General features: G+C 40.5%; 19 protein-coding genes. 17 read left to right on the forward strand and 2 right to left on the reverse strand.

The genetic code is table 11. The features are described 5' to 3' along the window. The first annotated feature begins 131 nt into the window (after positions 1-131). The 12 genes from lon to der all read left to right on the forward strand — a co-directional run bounded on the left by lon (position 132) and on the right by der (position 15,631). Entirely contained in the window at positions 132-2,483 is a 2,352-nt protein-coding gene (lon, locus tag ABJK37_RS13380; RefSeq protein ID WP_348354587.1) for an endopeptidase La, read from the forward strand. Between the two features lie 254 nt (positions 2,484-2,737). Then, a complete protein-coding gene (locus ABJK37_RS13385; RefSeq protein ID WP_215929568.1) occupies positions 2,738-3,010 on the forward strand; it encodes an HU family DNA-binding protein in 273 nt (90 codons plus the stop codon). A gap of 247 nt (positions 3,011-3,257) precedes the next feature. Next, complete coding sequence (locus tag ABJK37_RS13390; protein ID WP_348354592.1) at positions 3,258-5,135, forward strand: SurA N-terminal domain-containing protein; 1,878 nt, start codon at positions 3,258-3,260, stop codon at positions 5,133-5,135. Positions 5,136-5,578: 443 nt separating this feature from the next. Further along, on the forward strand, positions 5,579-6,010 hold the full coding sequence (ndk, locus tag ABJK37_RS13395; RefSeq protein WP_007623325.1) for a nucleoside-diphosphate kinase: 432 nt from the start codon (positions 5,579-5,581) through the stop codon (positions 6,008-6,010). A gap of 169 nt (positions 6,011-6,179) precedes the next feature. Continuing rightward, positions 6,180-7,325, forward strand: a complete 1,146-nt coding sequence (locus ABJK37_RS13400; protein ID WP_215931529.1) for a bifunctional tRNA (adenosine(37)-C2)-methyltransferase TrmG/ribosomal RNA large subunit methyltransferase RlmN — start codon at positions 6,180-6,182, stop codon at positions 7,323-7,325. A 42-nt stretch (positions 7,326-7,367) separates the two neighbouring features. Next, positions 7,368-8,621, forward strand: a complete 1,254-nt coding sequence (gene pilW / locus ABJK37_RS13405; RefSeq protein ID WP_348354596.1) for a type IV pilus biogenesis/stability protein PilW — start codon at positions 7,368-7,370, stop codon at positions 8,619-8,621. Positions 8,622-8,630: 9 nt separating this feature from the next. Further along, entirely contained in the window at positions 8,631-9,593 is a 963-nt protein-coding gene (locus tag ABJK37_RS13410; protein ID WP_348354599.1) for a RodZ domain-containing protein, read from the forward strand. 31 nt (positions 9,594-9,624) lie between these two features. Then, positions 9,625-10,746 carry a flavodoxin-dependent (E)-4-hydroxy-3-methylbut-2-enyl-diphosphate synthase gene (gene ispG / locus ABJK37_RS13415; protein WP_348354602.1) on the forward strand — a complete coding sequence of 374 codons (1,122 nt, stop codon included), beginning with the start codon at positions 9,625-9,627 and terminating at the stop codon, positions 10,744-10,746. A 123-nt stretch (positions 10,747-10,869) separates the two neighbouring features. After that, on the forward strand, positions 10,870-12,150 hold the full coding sequence (hisS, locus tag ABJK37_RS13420; protein ID WP_348354605.1) for a histidine--tRNA ligase: 1,281 nt from the start codon (positions 10,870-10,872) through the stop codon (positions 12,148-12,150). 71 nt (positions 12,151-12,221) lie between these two features. Then, positions 12,222-12,845: a tetratricopeptide repeat protein gene (locus ABJK37_RS13425; RefSeq protein ID WP_348354608.1), complete on the forward strand. Its 624-nt coding sequence runs from the start codon at positions 12,222-12,224 to the stop codon at positions 12,843-12,845. A gap of 10 nt (positions 12,846-12,855) precedes the next feature. Beyond that, the gene (bamB, locus tag ABJK37_RS13430; RefSeq protein WP_348354612.1) at positions 12,856-14,085 is read left to right on the forward strand and encodes an outer membrane protein assembly factor BamB; all 1,230 of its coding nucleotides are present in this window, start codon (positions 12,856-12,858) and stop codon (positions 14,083-14,085) included. Between the two features lie 94 nt (positions 14,086-14,179). Beyond that, positions 14,180-15,631 carry a ribosome biogenesis GTPase Der gene (gene der, locus ABJK37_RS13435; protein ID WP_348354615.1) on the forward strand — a complete coding sequence of 484 codons (1,452 nt, stop codon included), beginning with the start codon at positions 14,180-14,182 and terminating at the stop codon, positions 15,629-15,631. Positions 15,632-15,732: 101 nt separating this feature from the next. On the opposite strand, the gene ABJK37_RS13440 is transcribed toward der, so the two are convergent. Together ABJK37_RS13440 and xseA are read right to left on the reverse strand one after the other, a co-directional pair. Beyond that, positions 15,733-16,665 (reverse strand): response regulator, encoded by a 933-nt coding sequence (locus tag ABJK37_RS13440; protein WP_348354618.1) that lies wholly within the window; start codon positions 16,663-16,665, stop codon positions 15,733-15,735. Positions 16,666-16,849: 184 nt separating this feature from the next. Continuing rightward, positions 16,850-18,193, reverse strand: coding sequence for an exodeoxyribonuclease VII large subunit (gene xseA / locus ABJK37_RS13445; RefSeq protein WP_348354621.1), 1,344 nt, complete (start codon positions 18,191-18,193; stop codon positions 16,850-16,852). A gap of 138 nt (positions 18,194-18,331) precedes the next feature. Between xseA and guaB the strand changes: the two genes are divergently transcribed. The 5 genes from guaB (at position 18,332) to ABJK37_RS13470 (ending at position 23,830) form a co-directional block, all read left to right on the forward strand. Next, positions 18,332-19,801 carry an IMP dehydrogenase gene (gene guaB, locus ABJK37_RS13450; RefSeq protein WP_348354623.1) on the forward strand — a complete coding sequence of 490 codons (1,470 nt, stop codon included), beginning with the start codon at positions 18,332-18,334 and terminating at the stop codon, positions 19,799-19,801. Between the two features lie 78 nt (positions 19,802-19,879). Then, complete coding sequence (gene guaA / locus ABJK37_RS13455; protein WP_348354626.1) at positions 19,880-21,457, forward strand: glutamine-hydrolyzing GMP synthase; 1,578 nt, start codon at positions 19,880-19,882, stop codon at positions 21,455-21,457. Between the two features lie 41 nt (positions 21,458-21,498). Beyond that, positions 21,499-21,960 (forward strand): GNAT family N-acetyltransferase, encoded by a 462-nt coding sequence (locus tag ABJK37_RS13460; RefSeq protein ID WP_348354629.1) that lies wholly within the window; start codon positions 21,499-21,501, stop codon positions 21,958-21,960. 65 nt (positions 21,961-22,025) lie between these two features. Further along, complete coding sequence (locus ABJK37_RS13465; RefSeq protein ID WP_348354632.1) at positions 22,026-22,586, forward strand: YaeQ family protein; 561 nt, start codon at positions 22,026-22,028, stop codon at positions 22,584-22,586. Between the two features lie 116 nt (positions 22,587-22,702). Beyond that, positions 22,703-23,830, forward strand: a complete 1,128-nt coding sequence (locus ABJK37_RS13470; protein WP_348355333.1) for a 1-acyl-sn-glycerol-3-phosphate acyltransferase — start codon at positions 22,703-22,705, stop codon at positions 23,828-23,830. Positions 23,831-23,852: the final 22 nt, after the last annotated feature.

Raw genomic sequence — 23,852 nt, forward strand, 5'->3', positions numbered from 1 at the left:
TAATATATCCTAACGCATCTACTGATGACACTTTATTCAACTTTGTTTGAAATTTTCATTTGAACTTTAATTGCCTAGCCCCATATACATTCGATAGATTTAATATTAAATGACTTTATACGAGAGCAAGAATGACTAAAAAGCGAGAAAATCGCATCGAAATGCCAGTATTGGCGTTACGTGATGTAGTGGTTTATCCACATATGGTTATCCCATTGTTCGTTGGGCGTGAGAAATCCATACGTTGTTTAGAAGCCGCGATGGAAAAAGATAAACAGATTTTTTTAGTCGCTCAGAAAGATGCAGGTGTTGATGAGCCTGAAGCTGATGACATATTTACCGTAGGAACTATTGCGACAATATTGCAACTACTAAAGTTACCTGACGGCACAGTTAAAGTGTTAGTAGAAGGTAATTTACGAGGCAAGATAGACAAGTTCGTTAGTACCGAGGACTTTTTTATTGCTGAAGTCCTGAGTACCGAAGACACCGACTTAGCAGAAGCAGAGCAAGAAGTATTGATCCGTTCCGCTATTTCTCAGTTTGAAGGCTACGTTAAACTTAACAAAAAAATACCACCTGAAGTCTTAACCTCTTTGAGCGGAATCGAAGACGCCGCAAGGCTAGCTGATACCATGGCAGCGCATATGCCTCTTAAGTTGGCAGAGAAACAAAAAGTGCTAGAGATGCTTGGTATCACTGAGCGCCTAGAGTACTTAATGGCACTGATGGAAAGCGAAATAGATTTGCTTCAAGTAGAAAGAAAAATTCGCACTCGTGTTAAAAAACAAATGGAAAAGAGTCAGCGAGAGTATTATTTGAATGAGCAAATGAAAGCCATTCAAAAAGAATTAGGAGAGCTCGACGATGCTCCCGATGAATTTGAAGCACTAAAGAAAAAAATTGCAGATGCCAAAATGCCATCTGAAGCCGAGAAAAAGGCTACTACTGAACTATCTAAATTGAAGATGATGTCACCTATGTCGGCTGAAGCAACGGTTGTTCGCAGTTACATAGATTGGTTAACTAACGTGCCTTGGGTTAAACGAAGTGTAGTCAAAAAAGACTTAGCTGCGGCGGATAAGGTTTTGGATTCTGATCATTACGGTTTGGATAAAGTCAAAGAACGCATTATCGAATATCTTGCGGTACAACAGCGAGTTAAAAAACTCAAAGGACCTATTTTGTGTTTAGTAGGGCCTCCAGGTGTAGGTAAAACGTCTTTAGGTCAGTCTATTGCTAAGGCGACTGGCAGAAAGTATGTACGTATGGCTTTAGGTGGTGTGCGAGATGAAGCCGAAATTAGAGGTCATCGTAGAACCTATATAGGTTCCATGCCTGGAAAAATGGTACAAAAGATGGCTAAAGTGGGAGTTAAAAACCCACTGTTTTTGCTCGATGAGATCGATAAAATGTCTTCAGATATGCGTGGCGATCCGTCCTCAGCGCTTTTAGAAGTATTAGACCCAGAGCAAAATGGAACTTTTAGTGACCATTACCTAGAAGTGGATTACGACCTTTCAGACGTTATGTTCGTCGCCACATCAAACAGTATGGATATTCCAGGTCCTTTATTAGACAGAATGGAAGTTATTCGTTTGTCTGGGTACACCGAAGACGAAAAACTGAATATTGCTACGCAACACCTCATGACCAAACAAATTTCAAGAAACGGCTTGAAAAAAGATGAATTGCTGATTGAAGAAAGTGCCATTATTGGAATTATTCGCTATTACACAAGGGAAGCGGGTGTAAGGAACTTAGAAAGAGAAATTTCTAAGATATGTCGTAAGGCTGTTAAGAATATCTTATTGGATAAAAACGTCACTCAGGTTGTTGTTAATCAAGATAACTTAAAAGAGTATTTAGGTGTTCAGCGATTTGATTATGGAAAGGCTGATAAGTCTAATCAAATAGGCCAGGTCACGGGGTTAGCTTGGACTCAGGTTGGCGGCGAATTGTTAACAATAGAATCCACATCTGTAGTGGGTAAAGGCAAAACGACATTCACCGGTTCATTAGGTGAGGTGATGCAAGAGTCGATTCAAACGGCTATGACAGTGGTGCGCAGTCGATCAGAAAAACTGCGTATAAATAGTGATTTTCACGAAAAACGCGATATACATGTGCACGTTCCTGAAGGAGCAACACCTAAAGATGGACCCAGTGCAGGTATTGCAATGTGTACGGCATTAATTTCAGCTCTCACAGGTAACCCTGTACGTTGTGATGTGGCGATGACAGGCGAAATAACTTTGCGTGGTGAAGTGTTACCTATAGGTGGTTTGAAAGAAAAATTATTAGCCGCTCATAGAGGCGGAATTAAGACTGTCATCATTCCAAAAGAGAACGAACGAGACCTTGAAGAGATCCCTGACAACGTAAAACAGGATTTAAACATTCATCCAGTACAGTGGATTGATGAAGTTTTGAGCTTGGCTTTAGCAGAGCATCCGGAGAAATTTCGGCCAATTGAGGTGTGAGAGGTTAAAAAATAAGCATAAATGCGAACTTTTTCAATATTTTTTAAGTTTTAGGGCTTCACTATGCAAATAGTTGTGGTAGCCTTTAACGCAGATTCCCTTTAGGCCTTGTCGTGAAAGGGATTGAGACGATTCATTGAAAGTTAATGATTTGTAAATATATAGCTTGAAGTTAAGTTTCATGCTTGATATAAATGTTCGGCTTTGCATGGTGCAGGCCGCAAAATATAATAACAATTGAAGGGGTTCATATTGTGAATAAGTCAGATCTTATTGATACCATCGCTGCAAGTGCAGACATTTCTAAAGCAGCAGCAGGACGTGCATTAGATGCATTAACTGGCGCTGTAACAACCGCACTTAAAGAAGGAGACCAAGTAGCATTAGTTGGTTTCGGTACATTCTCAGTACGTGATCGTGCTGCACGCAGTGGTCGTAATCCTCAAACTGGGGCGACTATTCAGATCTCAGCAGCTAAAGTGCCTTCGTTTAAAGCTGGTAAAGCATTAAAAGACGCTTGCAACTAATCACTTAGTTCAGTTTTACCAAAAGGCGATGATTTATCATCGCCTTTTGTATTTGTGCAGTATGGGTCGAGTCCGTTTTCATCACCTCTTTGTTAAAGCTCGTTAGATATTTTTCAATTCACTGCGAACAATCATTAATAAATTAACTCGGTTGGTATATAATCCCGCGCGTTTACGGCTAAGGCAGCCCAAGTTCGGCGTCTTTAGTACTTATCAATAACAGCTCATTTGGAGTTTGGACTTTAGTATGTTGGAAAGAATCAGAGAAGGATCACAAGGCCCTTGGGCTATGGGGATCTTAGCATTAGTTATTTTAAGTTTCGTATTCGCAGGGGTGGGAAGTTATATCAATTCATCTGCCGCCGGAGCTGCAGCCGAAGTGAATGGTGAAGAAATAGGTATTGATGAATTGGAACGTGCCTATCAAAACGAACGCGCTAGGATGGAATCTCAATTTGGCGAAGCTTTTGCCACATTGGCCAGCGATGCTGCTTATCTTCAAAATTTCCGTCGTGGGATATTAGATCGCCTAATAAGTGAAAAACTTCTTGATCAAGCTGCTCAAGAGTTAGGTTTGAGAGTGAGCGATGCGCAAATAAAGTCGGCGATAGTTGGCATGCAAGAGTTTCAGATAGACGGCAAATTTGATAATGAAAGATATCTCGCTATTTTGCGTCAGGCAGGTTTTCAGACCAGTGATTTTAGAGATTACATGCGTATAGATATGGTGCGTAGACAACTCTCACAGTCTTTAATCGCGACTGAATTTGCATTACCAAGTGAAGCTAAGACGGCCTACGAGATGCAGCAGCAAACTCGTGATATTCGTTATGTGAATGTACCAGCCGCCAAGTTTATTGACCAAGTAAGCGTCAGTGACGATGAAATATCAGCGTATTATCAAAATAACATTAGTCAGTTTGATACTGAACTTAAAATCAGTTTGTCTTATGTAGAGTTAGAGTTAGATGATTTATTGCCTACGATCGAGGTGAATGAACAGGAACTTGAAGAGTATTATCAGCAAAACCTAGCAGATTATCGTACTGAAGAAGAACGTCAAGCGTCACACATTTTGTTTGAAAGTACTGAACAAGACGAAACTGTTGCAGCTAAAGCCGAAGAAGTACTTGCCAAAATTCAAGCTGGAGAAGACTTTTCTGAACTGGCTAAAACATATTCTAGTGATACTTTTAGCGCCGAAAATGGTGGCGATTTAGGATGGTTTGGCAAGGGAATTATGGATCCTGCGTTTGAAGAAGCCGCATTTTCGCTAGCCAACTCAGGTGACGTGAGTGCGGTAGTCAAAAGTGAATTTGGTTACCACATTATTAAATTGACAGATGTGAAAGCCGAGCAAGTTACTGCTTTTGAAGAAGTTAAGCAAGAAATAATAACTAAGGTTAAAACTTTTAAAGCAGAAGATCGTTTTTACGAAGTAAGCCAACGAATAGCAGAAGTCGCGTTTGAAGTACCTGATAATCTTGATGAAGTGGCAGATATTGCCGGAAAAGAAATCAGTACTACAGAATTGTTCAGTCGAAATGATGCGCCTGAAGTCGTATCTAGTCCCAATGTCTTAGCCAGCGCTTTTAGCGCAGAGTTAATTGAAGATGCTGTGAACAGTGAAGTGATAGAGTTGGGTAGCAACCACATTATGGTGGTAAGAGTGGCCAAGCACGAACCAGAACGTACTAAAGCGATAGAAGAAGTCGAAGCGCAAATTCAACAAACGTTGTCTGCACAGGCTGCTCAACAAGCTGCAAGAGATTGGGCAATTGAAGTACAGACCGCTTTAACAGCAGAGGAGGACGTGGAAGCTAAGTTGGCTGCCCTCGAACTTGTTTGGGAAAATAAACAAGGTGTCACTCGAAACGATGCCGCTGTGTCTAGAAGTATTGTTGATGCTGCATTTCAATTATCGGCAGAAGATACTAACGTGGTTGATTTAGTTACTGGCGATATTAGTTTAGTTCAGTTGATCAAGGTTAACGCAACCACTGAAGCAAATAGTCAGCAACTAGCCGCATTACAAGATCGTTTGGCATCGAATAAATCACAAATATTATATGGTGCAGTAATTGAGTCTTTGAAAGCTCAGGCTGATATCGAGATTTATCAGTAAACTTCGTATTAGCAACACAATAAAAAAGAGCGTTTGTCGCTCTTTTTTATTGTGTTGCATTTAATAACCAAATATTTCCAATCATCATTGCCATTCGGTTATCCACAATAACGAGCTGTAAAATACCGCTATTACAGCACAGAAAATGAAAATATAAATAAACCCCTGTTTGCCATCACCTAAACTATAGTGTTTCTTTTTTAGATATATAAACCAAAGTAAACACAGTACAACAGGAATAAGTACTAAAAATTTAATCAAGATCACCTCGTCTTCAGAATACTTCAAGTTTGATTTTAGGGAGAACAGAATAATATGCAATCTATACTAGGTATTTGCTGTCTAATTGCATATAATCCGCGCGAATTTTTTATATGTCTTGGTAATTGTCGTAAATGACAAATTAGTAAGGCGAAATATTACTTATATTTGGAGTCAAGAAAATGGCCTTAGAGCGCACTTTTTCTATTATTAAGCCTGATGCTGTCGCAAAAAATGTTATCGGTGCTATTTACAACCGTTTTGAATCTGCTGGCCTAAGATTAGTGGCGTCTAAAATGCTTCATTTAAGCAAAGAGCAAGCCGAAGGATTTTACGCGGAACATAGCGAACGTCCATTTTTTGGTGCTTTAGTTTCTTTCATGACCTCTGGTCCAGTTATGGTCCAAGTGTTGGAAGGTGAAAATGCAGTATTGAAGAACCGTGAAATTATGGGGGCGACTAACCCTGCAGAAGCACTAGCTGGTACTTTACGTGCAGACTACGCTGCTTCAATTGATGAGAATGCCTGCCACGGTTCTGATGCACCAGAATCAGCCGCTCGTGAAATTGCTTATTTCTTCAGTGACGAAGAAATCTGTCCACGCACTCGTTAAGCTTAATTTAGCTTTGAATGAAGGGAGCTGCGGCTCCCTTTTGTGTTATTTATTAAAGATCTAAATCACCTTTGAGCAAAATTCGAAAAAGTGATTTGGGTATCTATGCTGCAAAAGCTGAGTAATCGGTTAAAATGGCAGTAGTTTAGTCTGAGTTTTGAGGTTTATTGTGTCAACTGAAGTGGTATCAGCCCAACCTAAAAAAATTAATTTACTTGATTTAACTCGAGAAAGTTTACGTGCCTTTTTTAAGGAGATGGGAGAAAAGCCTTTCAGAGCAGAACAGGTAATGAAATGGATCTACCAACAAGGTGTGGCAGATTTCGATCAAATGACTAATTTGAATATGGCGTTACGCACTAAACTTCAATCCAAGTGCGAAATTAAAGCACCAGAAATCGCCTATCAACAGAATGCCACAGATGGCACAATCAAATTCGCTTTGAAATTAGAAGGTGGTCAAGAAGTTGAAACGGTATGGATCCCTGACGGTGATAGAGCAACACTATGTGTGTCTTCACAAGTAGGTTGCGCGCTAGAATGTACTTTTTGTTCTACCGCACAGCAAGGATTTAACCGTAATCTAAAAGTGTCTGAGATTATTGGCCAAGTTTGGCGGGTGGCCACCACAATAGGTTTGAACAATGATTCTGCTAAACGTCCCATCACAAACGTTGTGATGATGGGCATGGGAGAGCCATTGCTTAATGTAAAAAACGTCGTGCCAGCAATGGAATTAATGTTGGATGATCTTGCTTTTGGTTTATCCAAACGTAGAGTGACTTTAAGTACGTCTGGAGTGGTTCCCGCACTCGATAAGTTGGGTGATCAAATAGATGTTGCTTTGGCTATATCTTTGCACGCGCCTGATAACGCATTGCGTGATGTATTGGTGCCAGTCAATAAAAAATATCCAATAGAAGTATTTCTAGCAAGTGTCAGAAAATACTTGGCTAAATCAAATGCCAATCAAGGTAAAGTGACAGTAGAATACGTTATGTTAAATGGTATTAATGATAGTACTGACCAAGCCCATGAGTTGGCTCAAGTTTTGGCAGGTACACCCAGTAAAATTAACTTAATTCCGTTTAACCCATATCCTGGTTCACCCTATACCTGTTCTAGTAATTCGAGAATTGACCGCTTTGCAAAGGTTCTTATGGAATACGGGCTAATAGTGGTTGTACGTCGCACCAGAGGTGACGATATCGACGCCGCGTGTGGTCAGTTGGTAGGAGATGTGGTTGATCGCACCAAAAGAATGTTGAAAAAACAGATGAAGGGCGAGAATATTTCAGTCAAGATGACACAATAACGTTTTTACTGGCAACCTATCAAACAGGTCTCAATGAACTACATGCTAAAATTTATCAGTATCCTACTTGTTACGTTGACATTACTAAGTGGTTGCACTAGTCAAAATAGCCAATCATCTGGTGATAATTTTGATCAATTGAAAGCATCCAAAACTCGAGTTTCGCTTGGTCTAACTTATCTTAAAAATGGAAACTATAGCCAAGCAAAATATAACTTAGATAAAGCCTTAGAATTTGCTCCAAGGTCTGCTGACGCTAATTTTGCAATGGCTTATTATTATCAAAGCGTGAGCGAATTAGAACAAGCCGAAAATGCCTACCAATTCGCCATGGATCTCGACCCTAAGAATGCCAACATTGCCAATAGTTATGGTGCTTTTTTATGTCAAAATGGAAATTACGAAAAAGCTAAAACATATTTTCTCAAAGCTGTGAATACTAACAGTTATGCTTCCAGTGCTCAGACGTATGAAAACTTAGCTATGTGTAGCCAAAATCAGGGCAAACTAGAAGATAGCATTCAATACCTTCGTAGCGCTGTTAATCACCAACCAGGAAGAGCAAGTAGTCTTTATTTGTTAACGCAAACTCTGGTTGAGACACAACAGTGGCAAGAGGCGAGAGACATTTTAAGACGTTACGAGAAGGTTTCTCAGATTAGTCCGCAAAGTTTGTTATTGGCAATTGAAATTGAAAAAGGCTTGGAAAATCGAACTGCTGCTAAAGGGTATCTTGACATGTTGTTGAGGATTTTCCCCAATGATCCTATTACGAAGGATGCCTTGGCAAAATGGCAAACCACTTCGAAAATGAATAACGATTCTAAATCACCACCGGTATTAATAGTTGTAGATAAAACCTCATCAGTAGCGGCTGAATTACCAAGTACGACTATATCTGCCGATAAAGTAGTTATCGTGTCGGAACAACAGGTTGGTTCACTGAATAGCGTCAAACAAGTGAAGATGAAAGAGGTACCCAAAGAGGGAATTGCAATAGACGGAGCTGAAATTGAAGCCGCAACAATTGTTGTCGAATCTCCAAAAACAGCCGCTGAAGTTAAACCAGAAAAACCAGGTACATTAGCGCTATCTGAACAAGTTCCTGAAGTAGAAGCGGATTTTTCAGAAACCCCAAAATTCCATGTTGTTGCCAGAGGTGAGAATTTATATCGAATTTCGCTTCTATATAACATCAAAATGCAACGTCTGATAGACTGGAATGGTTTGGTCGACGAGTCGGCTATTTACGAAGGTAAGAAGTTATCTTTAGTTGCCCCAAATGTTGTAGAGTAAAACGAAACTATGATTGAAAAAGAAGAAGTACAACAACCTGAAACGGTTATTTTAGGGCCGGGGCAGATTTTAAAACTGGCACGTGAAAAGGCTAATTTATCGAGTCAAGATATTGCCGATAAAATGAAATTAAAGAAGACCCTAGTTGAAGAGATTGAACAAGACAACTATGACATTAATATTTCTCTTACGTTTATTAGAGGGTACTTAAAGTTATACGCAAAACACGTCAAGGTAGATGAATCAGAGATACTAGCAGCGTTTGAAAGTCTGAGTACTCAGAAGAAGGAACCGGCAAAATTGCAGAGTTTTTCTCGTCGCATGGCCAATCAGGCCAATGATGACAAGTTAATGCTAGTGACTTATTTGATTGTGGCTGCAGTTATTGCGTTGGCGGTTATTTGGTGGTTTCAGCAAAGTTCCAATGATATAACAACAGAATCTGCGGTGAACAATTACCCAGAGACTATTCCTCAGGACAGTGTATCCAATGAAATGTCTACCCTTGATGAAATATCAAACACTGGAACTGATACCCTAGATCCTGAACCTTTGGAAGACGCCATAGCGTTGCCCTCAACTACTGAAGAATCTGCAAATAATCAGACGCTAACTGTCACTGAACAGGAAAGTCGAGTTGAAAGCCCTGCGGAGATTGTAGAACAATCGGCAAAGGTTACCGAGACGCTAGAAGTTGAAGACACGGCTACGATTGAAACCGAGGCACCCGTTGAGCTTATCTTCGAGTTTTCTGGAGACTGTTGGATGAATTTGGCCGATGCTACGGGTGAAAATATTGCATACGGTGTCAAGGTCAAAGGGCGAGTTATGCCAGTAACCGGTATCCCTCCTTTTGAGGTGACATTAGGTGCACCTGAGGTAGTGAAAATACGCTATGCGGGCGAACCATTAGACATGTCCTTTTTACCAGCCGGTCGTATTGCTAAATTTGAATTACCCTTGTCTGAATGATTGGACAAAATAAAAGAGCCAAGTGTTAACTATGTTTGCTGAATCTCCCATTAAACGACGACTTTCTAAACGTATCAATGTAGGTAATGTACCTATTGGTGGTGGTGCACCCATTGCTGTGCAGTCAATGACCAATACTTTGACTACTGATGTTGACGCAACAGTGGCGCAAATCAAGCGTATTCAAGCGGTAGGTGGCGAATTAGTCAGGGTCTCGGTTCCTACCATGGATGCCGCTGAAGCCTTTAAGGTTATTAAACAACAAGTTTCTGTTCCATTGATTGCTGACATACATTTTGATTACCGTATTGCATTAAAAGTTGCAGAATATGGTGTCGATTGTTTGCGAATTAACCCCGGTAATATTGGAAGTCTCGACAGGATCCGTTCGGTAGTGGATTGTGCCAGAGATAAAAATATCCCAATCCGTATTGGGGTAAACGGTGGATCTTTGGAAAAAGAGATACAGGAAAAGTATGGCGAGCCTACGCCAGAAGCGCTGCTTGAATCGGCAATGCGTCACGTAGACATTTTAGACAAGCTTAATTTTGATCAATTTAAGGTCAGTGTTAAAGCTTCTGATGTGTTTTTAGCTGTTGGGGCCTATCGTTTACTAGCCAAACAAATTGAGCAACCTTTACACCTGGGGATTACCGAAGCAGGTGGTCTGCGAGCGGGTGCGGTGAAAAGTTCGGTTGGCTTAGGAATGTTATTGGCCGAAGGCATTGGCGATACAATTCGTATTTCCCTGGCTGCCGATCCTATTGAAGAAATCAAAGTGGGTTTTGACATATTGAAATCCTTAAGAATTCGTTCGAGAGGCATAAATTTAATTGCTTGCCCAAGTTGTTCTCGACAAGAATTTGATGTGATAAGTACTGTTAATGCTTTAGAGCAAAGACTCGAAGACTTATTGACTCCTATGGATGTGTCTATAATCGGTTGTGTGGTGAATGGTCCAGGAGAGGCAGAAGTGTCCGATTTAGGATTAACTGGCGCACGCAATATGAGTGGTTTTTACTTAGATGGGAAACGGCAAAAAGAGCGTCTCTCGAATGATGACTTAGTCGATCAACTAGAAAAACGCATTCGAGCTAAAGCCAACCAATTAGATCAAAGCCGCAAGATAGAGATAAAACAGTTAGGCGAGTAAACTGTCATCGCGTAATTCACATCAATTTTTATTGGATTTTCAGCTACTATATTTTACGTTTATCCATAAAGCCCCTATAATGCGGGGCTTTTTTTTAATTTTTGAAATAAGAGAATATTTTTAGTGTCGAAACAAATTCAGGCTATTCGGGGAATGAACGACTGCTTGCCAACTGAAACCAGTCTTTGGCAGTATGTAGAGTCGAATATTCGTCAGGTCGTGGCTAGTTATGGGTACCAAGAGATTCGTACTCCTATAGTCGAAAGCACAGATCTATTTAAACGCTCTATTGGTGAGGTTACCGATATAGTCGAAAAAGAAATGTATACCTTTGCCGACCGTAATTCAGACAGTCTTACTTTACGCCCAGAGGGCACCGCTAGTGTAGTACGTGCTGGAAACGAACATGGATTGTTGTACAACCAACAACAGCGTCTTTGGTATTTGGGACAAATGTTTCGGCATGAGCGGCCGCAAAAGGGACGCTACAGACAATTTCATCAATTTGGTGTAGAAGTGTTTGGTCTAGCCGGCCCTGATATTGATGCTGAAGTGATAATGTTAAGCGCTAGACTCTGGAAAAAGTTTGGAATAAGTCAAAACGTTACATTGGAAATTAACTCACTAGGGTCAGCGGCAGCAAGAGCTGCATATAAAGAACAGTTGGTAGCGTTTTTGAAGACTCGGGAGTCTGAGTTAGATGAAGACAGTTTACGACGTTTACAGAGTAACCCTTTACGTGTCCTCGACAGTAAAAACCCTAAAGTACAAAATGCCGTAAAAGATGCGCCTAAATTAATTGATTGTCTTGATGAAGAGTCAGAAAAACATTTTAAAGGATTGTGTGAACGTTTAGACAACTTAGGTATCGAATATCGAGTTAACCCTGCGTTGGTTCGTGGGTTAGATTATTATAATCGAACAGTATTTGAATGGGTAACTGACGATTTAGGAGCGCAAGGCACGGTCTGTGCGGGTGGACGCTATGACGGTTTAGTTGAACAACTTGGTGGTAAGGCTACACAAGGCGTGGGTTTCGCTATCGGGTTGGAGCGTCTAGTGTTGATGTTACAGACATTGGGATTAGACAAAAATCTCGATCCTCAAGTCGACATTTATATTACTGCAATGGATGAGTCAGTCGAACTTTATGCTCGCCATACCAGTGAAGCTTTGCGAGACGCTTTACCGCAAATAAAAATGATGAATCATTGTGGTGGAGGGAACTTTAAAAAACAAATGAAGCGTGCTGATCAAAGTGGCGCAACAATAGCGTTAATAATTGGTCAGGATGAAATGGCAACTCAGACAGTTGCGATTAAACACTTGCGTGAACAGCAACCACAACAAGCCGTTTTAGTGAGCGAATTAGCAGAATTTATACAAAAGCTATTTAACATTTAAAACTATAAATTTTAGAATTAACATTATGTGCTATCAAAATTTCGATGGCCAAGCAGTAATAGGAATGGATGATGGAACAGTACGAAACTGAAGAACAACAAATTGAAGCCATTAAACGCTTTTGGAAAGAAAATGGCGTCGCACTTGTTATTGGTGCCCTTTTAGGCTTAGGTGGACTTTTGGGATGGCGTTATTATAACGATTCACAAATAGCCGCCAAAGAGCAGGCTTCTTTTGCCTATGAAAAAGCGTCACAAGAGTTGTTAAAGGGTGAAGTGGGTTTCAGTAAAGCTAAGACATTTATCGATGCCCATAGTGATAGCGGTTATGCCATGCTTATGGCATTAGAAATGGCGCAACAGGCTATCGAACGTAAGGATCTCGCCGAAGCGGCCAAACACCTAGAATTGGTAGCTAGCAATGCTAAATTAACAGCCATTCAATCAGTGGCACAGCTGCGTTTAGCACGTATTCAAATTGAACAAGGTGAACTAGAGCTTGCCTTAAAGAGTGCCGAAAAAATTACCGATGAAGCGTTTAAAGGGCAAAGCCAAGAAATTAAAGGTGATGTTTACCAAGCGCAACAATTATTTGATAAGGCTAGGGCGGCATATAGTGCAGCTTTAGAAACGAATGGACGTGACCAAGTTTTGAAAATGAAGCTAGATAATTTAGCCATTGCAGCTAACGGCTAAGGTGAAAATAGTGAAGCATTCTTTTTTATTCTTGCTGTTAACTAGTTCTATTTTGTTATCAAGCTGTACCACAATTAGTAATTGGTTTTACGATGAAGAAGAGTTGGAAATCCGTAGGCTAAAACCTATAGACGCGCAGTTTACCCCAACCGAACTTTGGTCAGTCGATTTGGGCTCTGGAATTGGAAAGTTCTATTCGAAACTAAGCCCAGCGGTTGCGTACGACAAAGTTTTTGCCGCAAGTCGTCAAGGCATTGTGGCTGCCTATGATCAAGCAACAGGAAAAAAAGTTTGGTCTAGAGACTTTGCTACCTACGATGATGAAGGACTCACTTCTGGATTAACGAACCTGTTTTCGAACGGTGTATCCGCTAAAATTGCTGGTGGTTTGAGTGTTGCTTATGAAACCGTATTTTTTGGTACTGAGAATGGTGAAATTATTGCACTAGATTCCAATACTGGAGAACAGAAGTGGATTACTACAGTAAAAGGTGAAGTTTTAGCTGCTCCTGCTGTTGACTCAGGAATTGTTCTCATTAATACAGGTTCAGGTTTGATATTTGCGCTTGACGCAGACAATGGTGAAGAAATTTGGTCTAGTGAGTCTGACGTTCCACCGTTATCTTTGCGTGGTGTTTCATCTCCTACCGCTGTCAACGGCGGCGCTATTATTGGTACAGCTACTGGTAAGCTTATCGTTAACATCCTTGAAACTGGCCAGACGGCTTGGGAGCAAGTTATTTCGGCAGCCACTGGCGTGACTGAGTTAGAGCGTATTGTGGATATTGATAGTGAGCCTCTAGTCGCTGGAGGCAATGTGTATGTTATTTCATATGATGGCTCACTTGCTGCTGTTGAATTGCGTACTGGGCGAGTGATTTGGAAACGTGAATACAAGTCTTACCGCCGTATGTCTTTGGCGGGCAGTACTTTATACTTGGTCGATGTAGACAGTAATTTGTTTGCGTTAGATAGCCGCAATGGTGTGGAACTATGGAGACAAGGTGCGCTTAAGGAACGTTTGTTAACCGGCGCTTCGCCTGTAGGTAGTTATTTAGTTGCCGGTGACAAGTATGGGTTTTTACATTGGTTTGATCAGGCGGATGGAAAAATTGTGGCTCGTTTAGAGGTAGGTGATGATGACGAAGACGAAAGTATTTATCACTCACCAGTAGTAGATGGCGATACTCTATACACTCAAACTAGAGATGGTAAATTAGTTGCCATAAAAACCCCATAAAGCAGTTTTGTGTGATTTCTACTTTGGATCACACCATTAAATTTTAACGGCTTGGAATATTTCCAAGCCGTTTTTGTCTACAGGATATGAAATTATGTTACCCGTTGTTGCCTTAGTTGGGCGCCCAAATGTTGGAAAATCTACCTTGTTTAATCGTCTCACTCGTACACGAGACGCCTTGGTGGCTGACTTTCCCGGCTTAACTCGGGATAGAAAATACGGGCAGGCCAAATACGAAGGGTTGCAATTTATTGTTGTTGATACTGGCGGCATAAGTGGCGATGAACAAGGTATCGATGTTGCTATGGCCGAGCAATCACTTTTGGCAATCATAAAAGCCGATGTGGTGTTGTTTTTAGTTGATGCCCGTACCGGAATGACGGCGGCAGACCAAGGTATTGCAGAACACCTTCGTAAGCAGGAAAAACCTGTTTATGTCGTCGCTAACAAGGTTGATGGGATTGATGGTGACAGTGAAAGTGCCGACTTTTTTGCGTTGGGCTTAGGTGATGTTAATCAAATAGCCGCTGCACATGGCAGAGGTGTCACCCAATTATTGCAACATTCCTTGGCGCCTATTGCTGAACATTTTCCTGATATGCACATTCCTGAAGAAAGTGATGAAGAGCTGCAAGAAGAAGACGCAGATGCTCAATTGGCAAAGTTACAGGCTCTACCTATAAAATTAGCCATTGTTGGTAAACCTAACGTAGGTAAGTCAACGCTTACTAATCGTATCTTAGGTGAAGAGCGCGTAGTCGTTTATGACCAACCAGGTACGACGCGGGACAGCATTTTTATTCCTATGGAGCGAGATGAGCGAGAATATATTCTGATCGATACCGCTGGTGTAAGAAGACGAAGAAATATATCAGAAGCGGTAGAGAAATTTTCTATTGTTAAAACACTTCAGGCTATTGAAGAGTCTAATGTCGTATTATTTGTGGTTGATGCGCAAGAAGGGATCACCGATCAGGATTTGAGTCTACTAGGTTTCATTCTAAACGCTGGTCGTTCTTTGGTAGTGGCGGTTAATAAGTGGGATGGACTAAATAAAGATGTTAAAGATGAAATTAAGCGCGAATTAGACCGTAGATTAGGGTTCATTGACTTTGCTCGTTTACACTTTATTTCTGCTTTGCACGGCACCGGAGTAGGACATCTATTTGAATCGGTTCAAGAAGCCTATGCTTCTGCCACTAAGCGGGTCAATACGTCTATGTTGACACGAATTATGGATATGGCCCAAGAGGACCATCAACCACCGGTCGTGCGTGGACGTCGAGTCAAAATGAAATATGCTCATGCTGGTGGATACAATCCTCCTCTAATTGTTATTCATGGAAATCAGCTAAAGGATTTACCGGACTCCTACAAACGGTACTTAATGAATTATTTCCGAAAATCATTAAAGGTCATGGGGACACCGATTAAAATCGAATTTAGAGAAAGTGCAAACCCCTATGAAACAGACCATAGTGCTCTGAACGACTCGCAACGTCGCAAACGTAGACAACTTATGCGAATGCATAAAAATACAAAGTAGCTGTTTACCTGCGTTCTAGGGAATAGCATTGGAAAGACAAGGTTGGTTTATCGATAATTTGTGGTGGTCGATTTGTTGTACAAAAGTGCAACGCGGCTACTTTAGTAAAATTGGTAACCAATCTCGCTTTCGTAGTACGGACGCTTACTTTGTGACAGGTTTTTAATAACCAATTCTATTAAATTTGTGTTTTTTTGTAGACCTTCAATTGAGGCTAAACCCGAAGTAATATCTATTTTTTCAAACTCAGAGTCGTCATTGTCGCACTTAAATTGTGAAATTGAAGACATGACTTTTTGAATAATATGTTTGGCTCCAAATATGTATGTATCAGGCAATAATACAGCTAATTTGGTTTCACTAAATCTCATCAACGTATCTGTAGGTCGAGTTAACTCATTTGAAATCAACTCCGCAAATATTTTTATATGTTTTGCTGCTACAGGTAACGTTTTGGATTTAAACAGTTCTCCATTTTTTACTTCAAACATTACAAGCGATAATGGTGCGTCATTTCTTTTGGCTAATGCCATCTGCTTTTGGTAAAAGTCATTAAAATATCGACGGTTGTATAAACCTGTATGTGGATCTACAAACACCAAGTTTTCTATCAAATCTTGCTGCATCTTAAGTTGGATATGTGACCGAATACGCTTGACCAATGTTTGAATCACTATAGGTTTACAAACAAAATCTGTAGCCCCCGCATCCCAGCATTTAACTTCTTGCTCGGTATTAGTATCTTCAGTGGAAAATATTATTGGGCAATGCAGCATACTTGGAATAGCTTTGAGCATTTTGCAGGTCAATAAGCCGTCCAAATCTGGCATGTGTAAGTCTAAAATTACTAAGTCAGGCGCATGAACGGCACAAAAGCCAATGGCGTCTTCACCCGATTGAGCAGAAAATGTGCGGTAATATGGGGATAACGCTTGGACAAAAAAATCAACTGTTGATGGGTCATCATCAACAACTAGAACAACTGCATTCAACATTTCTGAATCAGAAAATGACAAAGAATCGCTGTCTCTCATTAGAAACCCAAACCCTATTCGTTAACTATACCGCGAAATTTGGAGCGTTAACTTAGCGTAAAATGTAACCATTTCCTATTTAAATTAATTAAAAATTTGATATGGTAATTATATTTCTCAGATACTTCGGTAGCGCTAGGTGATAAACCAGAATCGATAAAGTCATCTTGTTAACTTTTGTCACTTAGTCGATTTGTTTAATTTCACTATGTATTTCTCCGTCTTCTAATCGCGTGACTATTTTATCCCCCACTTGAACTTGTTGAGTGCTTTTAAGTATTTTTTGTTCCTTAAAGCTAATGCTGTACCCTCTAGCTAAGGTTGCTAATGGACTTACCGTGTCCAGTACATGCAAGTTATTCGCTAATTTTTGCTTTTTATTTTCGAAAAGTTGATAGCAACTTTTTTGCAATTTAGTTTGCAACTCTTGCAATCTTAATTGATGGCGTTGAAGTTGTTTTTGTGGTGAAGATAAAATCAGTCGATTATGGATATATTGCTGCTTTTGTTGGCCTCGCAGCAGTTGCTGATTGATTATAGAATACAGAGAACCTTGCAGTTGGTCGACATACTGACTTTTTTGTTCAAGCTGTTTTTGAGGATGATTTTGCAGTAGGCGCTGCAAAACTGTCTGATGTTGATGTGACCAAACTTGTTGTAAATGGCGAATTGCTTTTATTAATTTATCTTGTTGGATTACGGTCTTGTCGATTAAGGCTGCCTGATCTTGACTCACCAATTCGGCCGCAGCAGATGGTGTTGGCGCGCGCACATCCGCTACAAAGTCAGCAATACTCACATCGACTTCATGTCCTACCGCACTTATTATAGGAATAGATGAGTCAAATATTGTGCGTGCCACTTGTTCATTGTTAAAACACCATAAATCCTCTAGTGAACCACCTCCTCTTCCCACAATTAATACATCCACTTCATTCCTTATATTAGCCAAAGAAATCGCTGCACTAATCATTGATGCAGCACTATCACCTTGCACTTGGCTTGGGTAAATAATCACTTCGATAGCGGGGTTGCGGCGTTTTAATACGGTCAAAATATCATGCAGTGCTGCGCCGGTGGGAGAAGTGACAATACCTACTTTTAAAACGGAAGTGGGAAGTGGCTTTTTAAGCTCTTGGGCAAAAACTCCTTCAGACAATAGCTGTCTTTTTAACATCTCGAATTGTTGTTTAAGCCTACCTTCTCCTTCAGGCTCCATATGTTCAACAATTATTTGATAATCACCTCTTGGCTCGTACAAGCTGATATTGGCTTTAACTAATACTTTGTCACCTTCCTTAGGTTTTTGCCGCACTTTTCGATTAGCCCCCTTAAACATTGCACCTTTAACTTGGGCGCGGTCGTCTTTAAGTGTGAAATACCAATGTCCAGAACTAGCAGAAACGAAATTTGATATTTCCGCAGAAAGCCAAATTTGCCCAATTTCGGCCTCTAAAACAGAACGGGCTAATCGATTCAGCTTACTTACTGTAAGAATGCTTTTTGCGGAGTTTTGTGCGGAAAACATGAATAGAAGGGATCTCTAATATAACTTTGCCAATTAGTTTACCTGATTTACTGCCAATTCTGATATATATCTAGACTGATATACCTAAAACCGCTAGAATTGCGCCGCAATTAAATCCGCATTTATAGGTGATATTGCATGTTAAGAATCGCTAAAGAAGCCCTAACGTTTGATGATGTATTGTTAGTACCAGGGCATTCAACAGTTCTCCCTCATACCGCTAATCTTAATACAAGATTGACTCGTGGTGTAAGTTTAAATATCCCCTTAGTTTCTGCTGCAATGGACACGGTTTCCGAGGCGCGTTTAGCTATTGCCTTAGCGCAGGAGGGGGGGATCGGATTTATTCACAAAAACATGACACCTGAACAGCAGGCCGAACATGTTCGGATTGTGAAAAAATACGAAAGCGGTGTGGTCTCTGACCCCGTTACTGTACTTCCAACCGCTACAATTGGTGAAATCAATGCGTTAAGTAAATTACATGGATTTTCTGGTTTTCCAGTAGTCGACGCAGATAACAACCTTATCGGCATTGTGACAGGCCGAGATTTGCGCTTTGAAAACAGTTTAGAACAACCCATTTCTAGTGTTATGACTAAGAAAAATGATTTAGTCACTGTTAAAGAAGGCGCGCCTTCTGACCAAGTATTGGAACTAATGCATGAACATCGCATTGAAAAAATATTAGTAGTGGATGATGCGTTTAAATTGACCGGTATGATTACCGTAAAAGATTTTCAAAAGGCAGAAAGCAAACCTAACGCTTGTAAAGACGAATTAGGTCGTTTGCGAGTAGGCGCTGCAGTAAGTGTCGGCCCTGGCACTGATGAACGCATCAAGGCGTTGGTTGATGCAGGTGTCGATGTATTACTGATTGATACCTCACATGGGCATTCTCAAGGTGTAATCGATAGAGTCACTAAAGTGCGCGAAGACTACCCAGAGGTGCAGATTATCGCTGGTAACGTTGCGACATCTGAAGGTGCTAAATCATTGGCTGATGCAGGAGTGGATGCCGTTAAAGTCGGTATCGGTCCAGGTTCAATTTGTACTACCAGAATAGTGACTGGTTGTGGTGTTCCGCAAATAACTGCGGTATCTGACGCAGTTGAAGCCTTAAAAGGCACTGATGTACCTGTCATTGCCGATGGCGGTATTCGATTTTCTGGGGATATTGCAAAAGCGTTAGCTGCTGGGGCAAGTTCTGTGATGGTCGGTAGTATGTTGGCTGGAACAGAAGAAGCACCTGGAGAAGTAGAGCTATATCAAGGTCGCTATTATAAATCTTATCGAGGTATGGGGTCTTTGGGCGCTATGGATCAAAATAATGGTTCTTCTGATCGGTATTTCCAAGACAGTAAAAGTGCCGAAAAACTGGTACCGGAAGGTATTGAAGGTCGCGTCGCTTACAAAGGCCCAATCGCCAATATCATTCACCAACAAATGGGTGGATTACGATCTGCTATGGGATTGACAGGTTGCGCAACTATTGATGAATTACGTACCAAACCACAGTTTGTTAAAGTTACGGCGGCAGGCATGGGTGAATCCCATGTGCATGACGTGAGTATAACTAAAGAAGCGCCAAACTACCGTCTAGGTTAAACGTTTTGTTTTAATTGAACGCTTTTTGTTAGGCAATTAGCGTTCACATTTCTATTCTATTTTTAAAAGAGTATCCCAATGAGCTTAGATATCCACGACCAACGTATTTTAATCCTCGATTTTGGATCGCAATACACCCAATTAATTGCACGCCGAGTCCGAGAAATTGGTGTTTATTGTGAGCTTTGGGCCTGGGATGTCAGCGAAGAGCAAATTCGTGAGTTTAATCCTAACGGAATTATTTTATCAGGCGGCCCAGAATCGGTACATGCTGAAAATTCACCTCGAGCACCAGAATATGTGTATCAAGCTGGCGTTCCAGTATTAGGTATTTGTTACGGTATGCAAGTGATGGCACAGCAACTTGGCGGTGCGGTACAGGGTTCAAATAAACGTGAGTTTGGTTATGCGCAAGTTGAAGTTGTTGCTGATATGGCCTTGTTGAATAACATTGAGGATCATATAGGTGCCAATGGCAACGCATTACTTGATGTGTGGATGAGCCATGGAGACAAAGTCAGCGCGGCTCCTCCAGGATTTACCACTACTGCGAAAACAGATAGCTGTCCATTTGCCGCGTTTGTGAATACACAGAAGCAATTTTATGGAGTGCAGTTTCACCCTGAAGTCACACATACACGTCAAGGGGAGCGCATTTTATCGCACTTTGTTCTAGACATATGTGGCTGTGAAAAGTTATGGACGTCTGCGGCAATCATCGAAGATGCCATTGTAAAAATGAAGAAACAAATCGGTGACGATCAGGTTATCTTAGGACTGTCCGGTGGGGTGGACTCTTCTGTTGTCGCGATGTTATTACATCGTGCAATTGGCAAAAATCTTACATGTGTGTTTGTTGATAACGGTCTACTTCGTCTTAACGAAGGCCAACAAGTGATGGACATGTTTGGTGATCATTTTGGTTTGAATATTCGCAAGATAGAAGCGGAAGATAGATTTCTTGCCGCACTTGCAGGTACCGAAGAGCCCGAAGCGAAACGCAAAATTATTGGGCGTATTTTTGTAGAAGTGTTTGACGAAGAGTCTAAGAAACTGGTGGATGCTAAATGGTTAGCTCAGGGGACTATTTATCCAGATGTCATTGAATCAGCTGCTTCTGCAACAGGTAAAGCCCATGTGATTAAGTCACACCATAATGTAGGGGGATTACCCGACGATATGGAAATGGGATTAGTTGAGCCATTACGTGAGTTGTTTAAAGATGAAGTGCGAAAAATTGGTTTAGAGTTAGGTTTACCCTACGACATGTTGTATCGCCATCCTTTCCCTGGACCTGGGTTAGGAGTAAGAGTCTTAGGTGAAGTGAAAAAAGAGTATTGTGATTTGTTACGTCGGGCGGATGCTATTTTTATTGAAGAATTACACGCTGCAGATTTGTATCACAAAGTTAGCCAAGCGTTTACGGTATTTTTACCTGTGAAATCCGTAGGGGTCATGGGAGATGTGCGCAAGTATGATTGGGTAGTGTCGTTACGAGCAGTCGAAACCATTGATTTTATGACCGCACATTGGGCGCATTTACCTTATGACTTTTTAGGCAAAGTGTCTAACCGAATTATCAATGAAATTGATGGAATATCTCGAGTAGTTTATGATATTTCAGGAAAACCGCCGGCAACTATTGAATGGGAATAATTCAGTCGTTAAACAGATAAGTTAAAAAGGTCGATAGTTCTATGGGGAAAATAATAATAAGAGCTGCAGTAAAAGCAGACTTACCAATATTGAAAGAGTTTGAACAAGGTATAATCTCCACTGAGCGACCATTTAATAGTAGTTTAAAGTCTGAAAAAATTTGTTATTACGACATAGGTGCGCTAATAACGGGCGATAACTCTACAGTAGTAGTAGCTGAAGAAGACGGAGTACTGGTTGGTTCAGGCTATGCGCGCATTAAAGAATCAAAAGCGCATTTGATACATGATTTCCACTGTTACCTTGGGTTCATGTATGTCGCCTCTAGCCACAGAGGAAGGGGCGTGAATCAATTGGTTATTCAAGAACTGATTAAATGGGGTAAACTTCAAGGTATGCATGACTTTTATCTTGAAGCCTATGCAGACAATAGCTCAGCACTTAAAGCCTACGAAAAAATAGGTTTTAAAACTTCGCTAGTTGAAATGAAGTTATCTCAGTAACTCAGTGCTTCTTAGCCCGCACTTCTTACTCCTATTAATAGAAATATCCACGGAAATATCTGCTTATGGCGTTAAAGCCAACTATTTATAAATTCAAATTATCTGTATCTGATCTTAATCATGATTACTTCGATACCCTTAATTTAACTGTTGCGTTACACCCCTCAGAAACTAAAGAGCGAATGATGGTTCGTGTTTTAGTGTTTTGTTTGCATGCGTACCAAGATAATCAAAAGTTAATGTCTTTTACTAAAGGACTAAGCGCCATTGACGAGCCAGATATTTGGTTACGTGGTTTAGATGACCAATTGCATTTGTGGATAGATGTAGGTGAGCCGAGTTTTGAACGTATCAAAAAAAGCTGTCGTGTAGCGAAACAAACTTATGTCTATAGTTTCAACTCAAAATCCAAAGAATGGTGGAAACAATCACAAAAGCAGTTTGATAATTTACCTGTGAATGTATTTTGTTTTGATTGGCATGAAGTCCAAGGGGTAAGTGAACTGCTTACTCGAACCATGGAGTTATCAATCACCCTAAGTGAACAGTCTATTTTTGTCGCTGCTGCAGATTCGCAAGTAGAAGTAAATTGGCAAACATTACAATCAAAACAAGACTCATTTTAATAGGCTTTGTTTCAAAGCTGGTCATGGTTGCACATATTTACATTAAATAATTTGCCCGTTGGTCGTTTAAACGGCAAAATATGCCGCCTTTTTTCAGTAGAGACAATACTAACAAGATGCCTACTAAGTTTGATTCAATTCGCCCTTATGACGACGCGGACTTATCCGTTGTTTTGTCCAAGCTATTTAATAACAAAGAGTTCATCAATAGTATTGTGGCTTTTAAGTTTAGCGGCTGGCCGAAACTCCTATACCCAACGTTAGGTTTTTTTACCCGTCGATACATTATCAATCAAATTAATTCAATAGACACTCTTCGAGGTTTTCAACGTTTACTTGAGCCCTATATTGAAAGAATGATCAATACCACCACTGAATCGTTTACTGTGAGTGGTTTAGATAAATTAGATTTATCTAAAGCGTGTTTATTTATGAGCAACCATCGAGATATAGCCTTAGATCCTACTTTCGTAAATTGGGCATTACATTTAAACGGGCAAGACACAGTTAGAATAGCTGTAGGGGATAACCTACTAAAGGAAGAATGGGTTGCCGATTTAATCAGGCTAAATAAATGTTTTATTGTTAAACGCTCAGCCACCGATAGACGGGAAAAATTATCCGCCGCAAAACTCTTAAGTGAATATATTGAATCTACCTTAAAATCCGATCAACAGCATATTTGGATCGCACAAAGGGAGGGCAGAGCTAAAGATGGAAATGATCTCACTAACCCTGCAATCTTGTCAATGTTGGCATTAAGTAAACCCAAAAATATTGAATTTGCAGACTACATTCGAGATTTACGTATTGTGCCTGTATCTATCTCTTACGAATTTGACCCCTGCGATATCAATAAAGCTAAAGAGCTACAAAAAGTAGAAGTAGAAGGCAGCTACGACAAGCCAGATAATGAAGATGTAAAAAGTATTGTCAGCGGTATTACCGGTCAAAAAGGCAGGGTACATATCCATTTTGGTGAGTTGGTAGCAGGGGAGTTTAACAACGCAAAAGAAGTGGCGTCTCACATTGATGAGCAAATTTTGCAAGGATATGATTGTTTTTCTACTGGTCCAGTTGCAGCAAAAATGCTCTCTAAAGAAAATGCCAGTCATGCCGAATCTGACCTATACACCCAAGTTGCTATAGATTATTTACAGGGTAGACTGGCGGGCTTACCTGCGGAAGAGCAAAACAAACTTCTTCATATGTATGCTTGTTCATATGTTAGAAAAAACGGCTAATCTATCGGTATGTGTTTTAGTT

The organism is Paraglaciecola sp., assembly GCF_039964565.1.
In the GTDB taxonomy this organism is placed as follows: domain Bacteria; phylum Pseudomonadota; class Gammaproteobacteria; order Enterobacterales; family Alteromonadaceae; genus Paraglaciecola.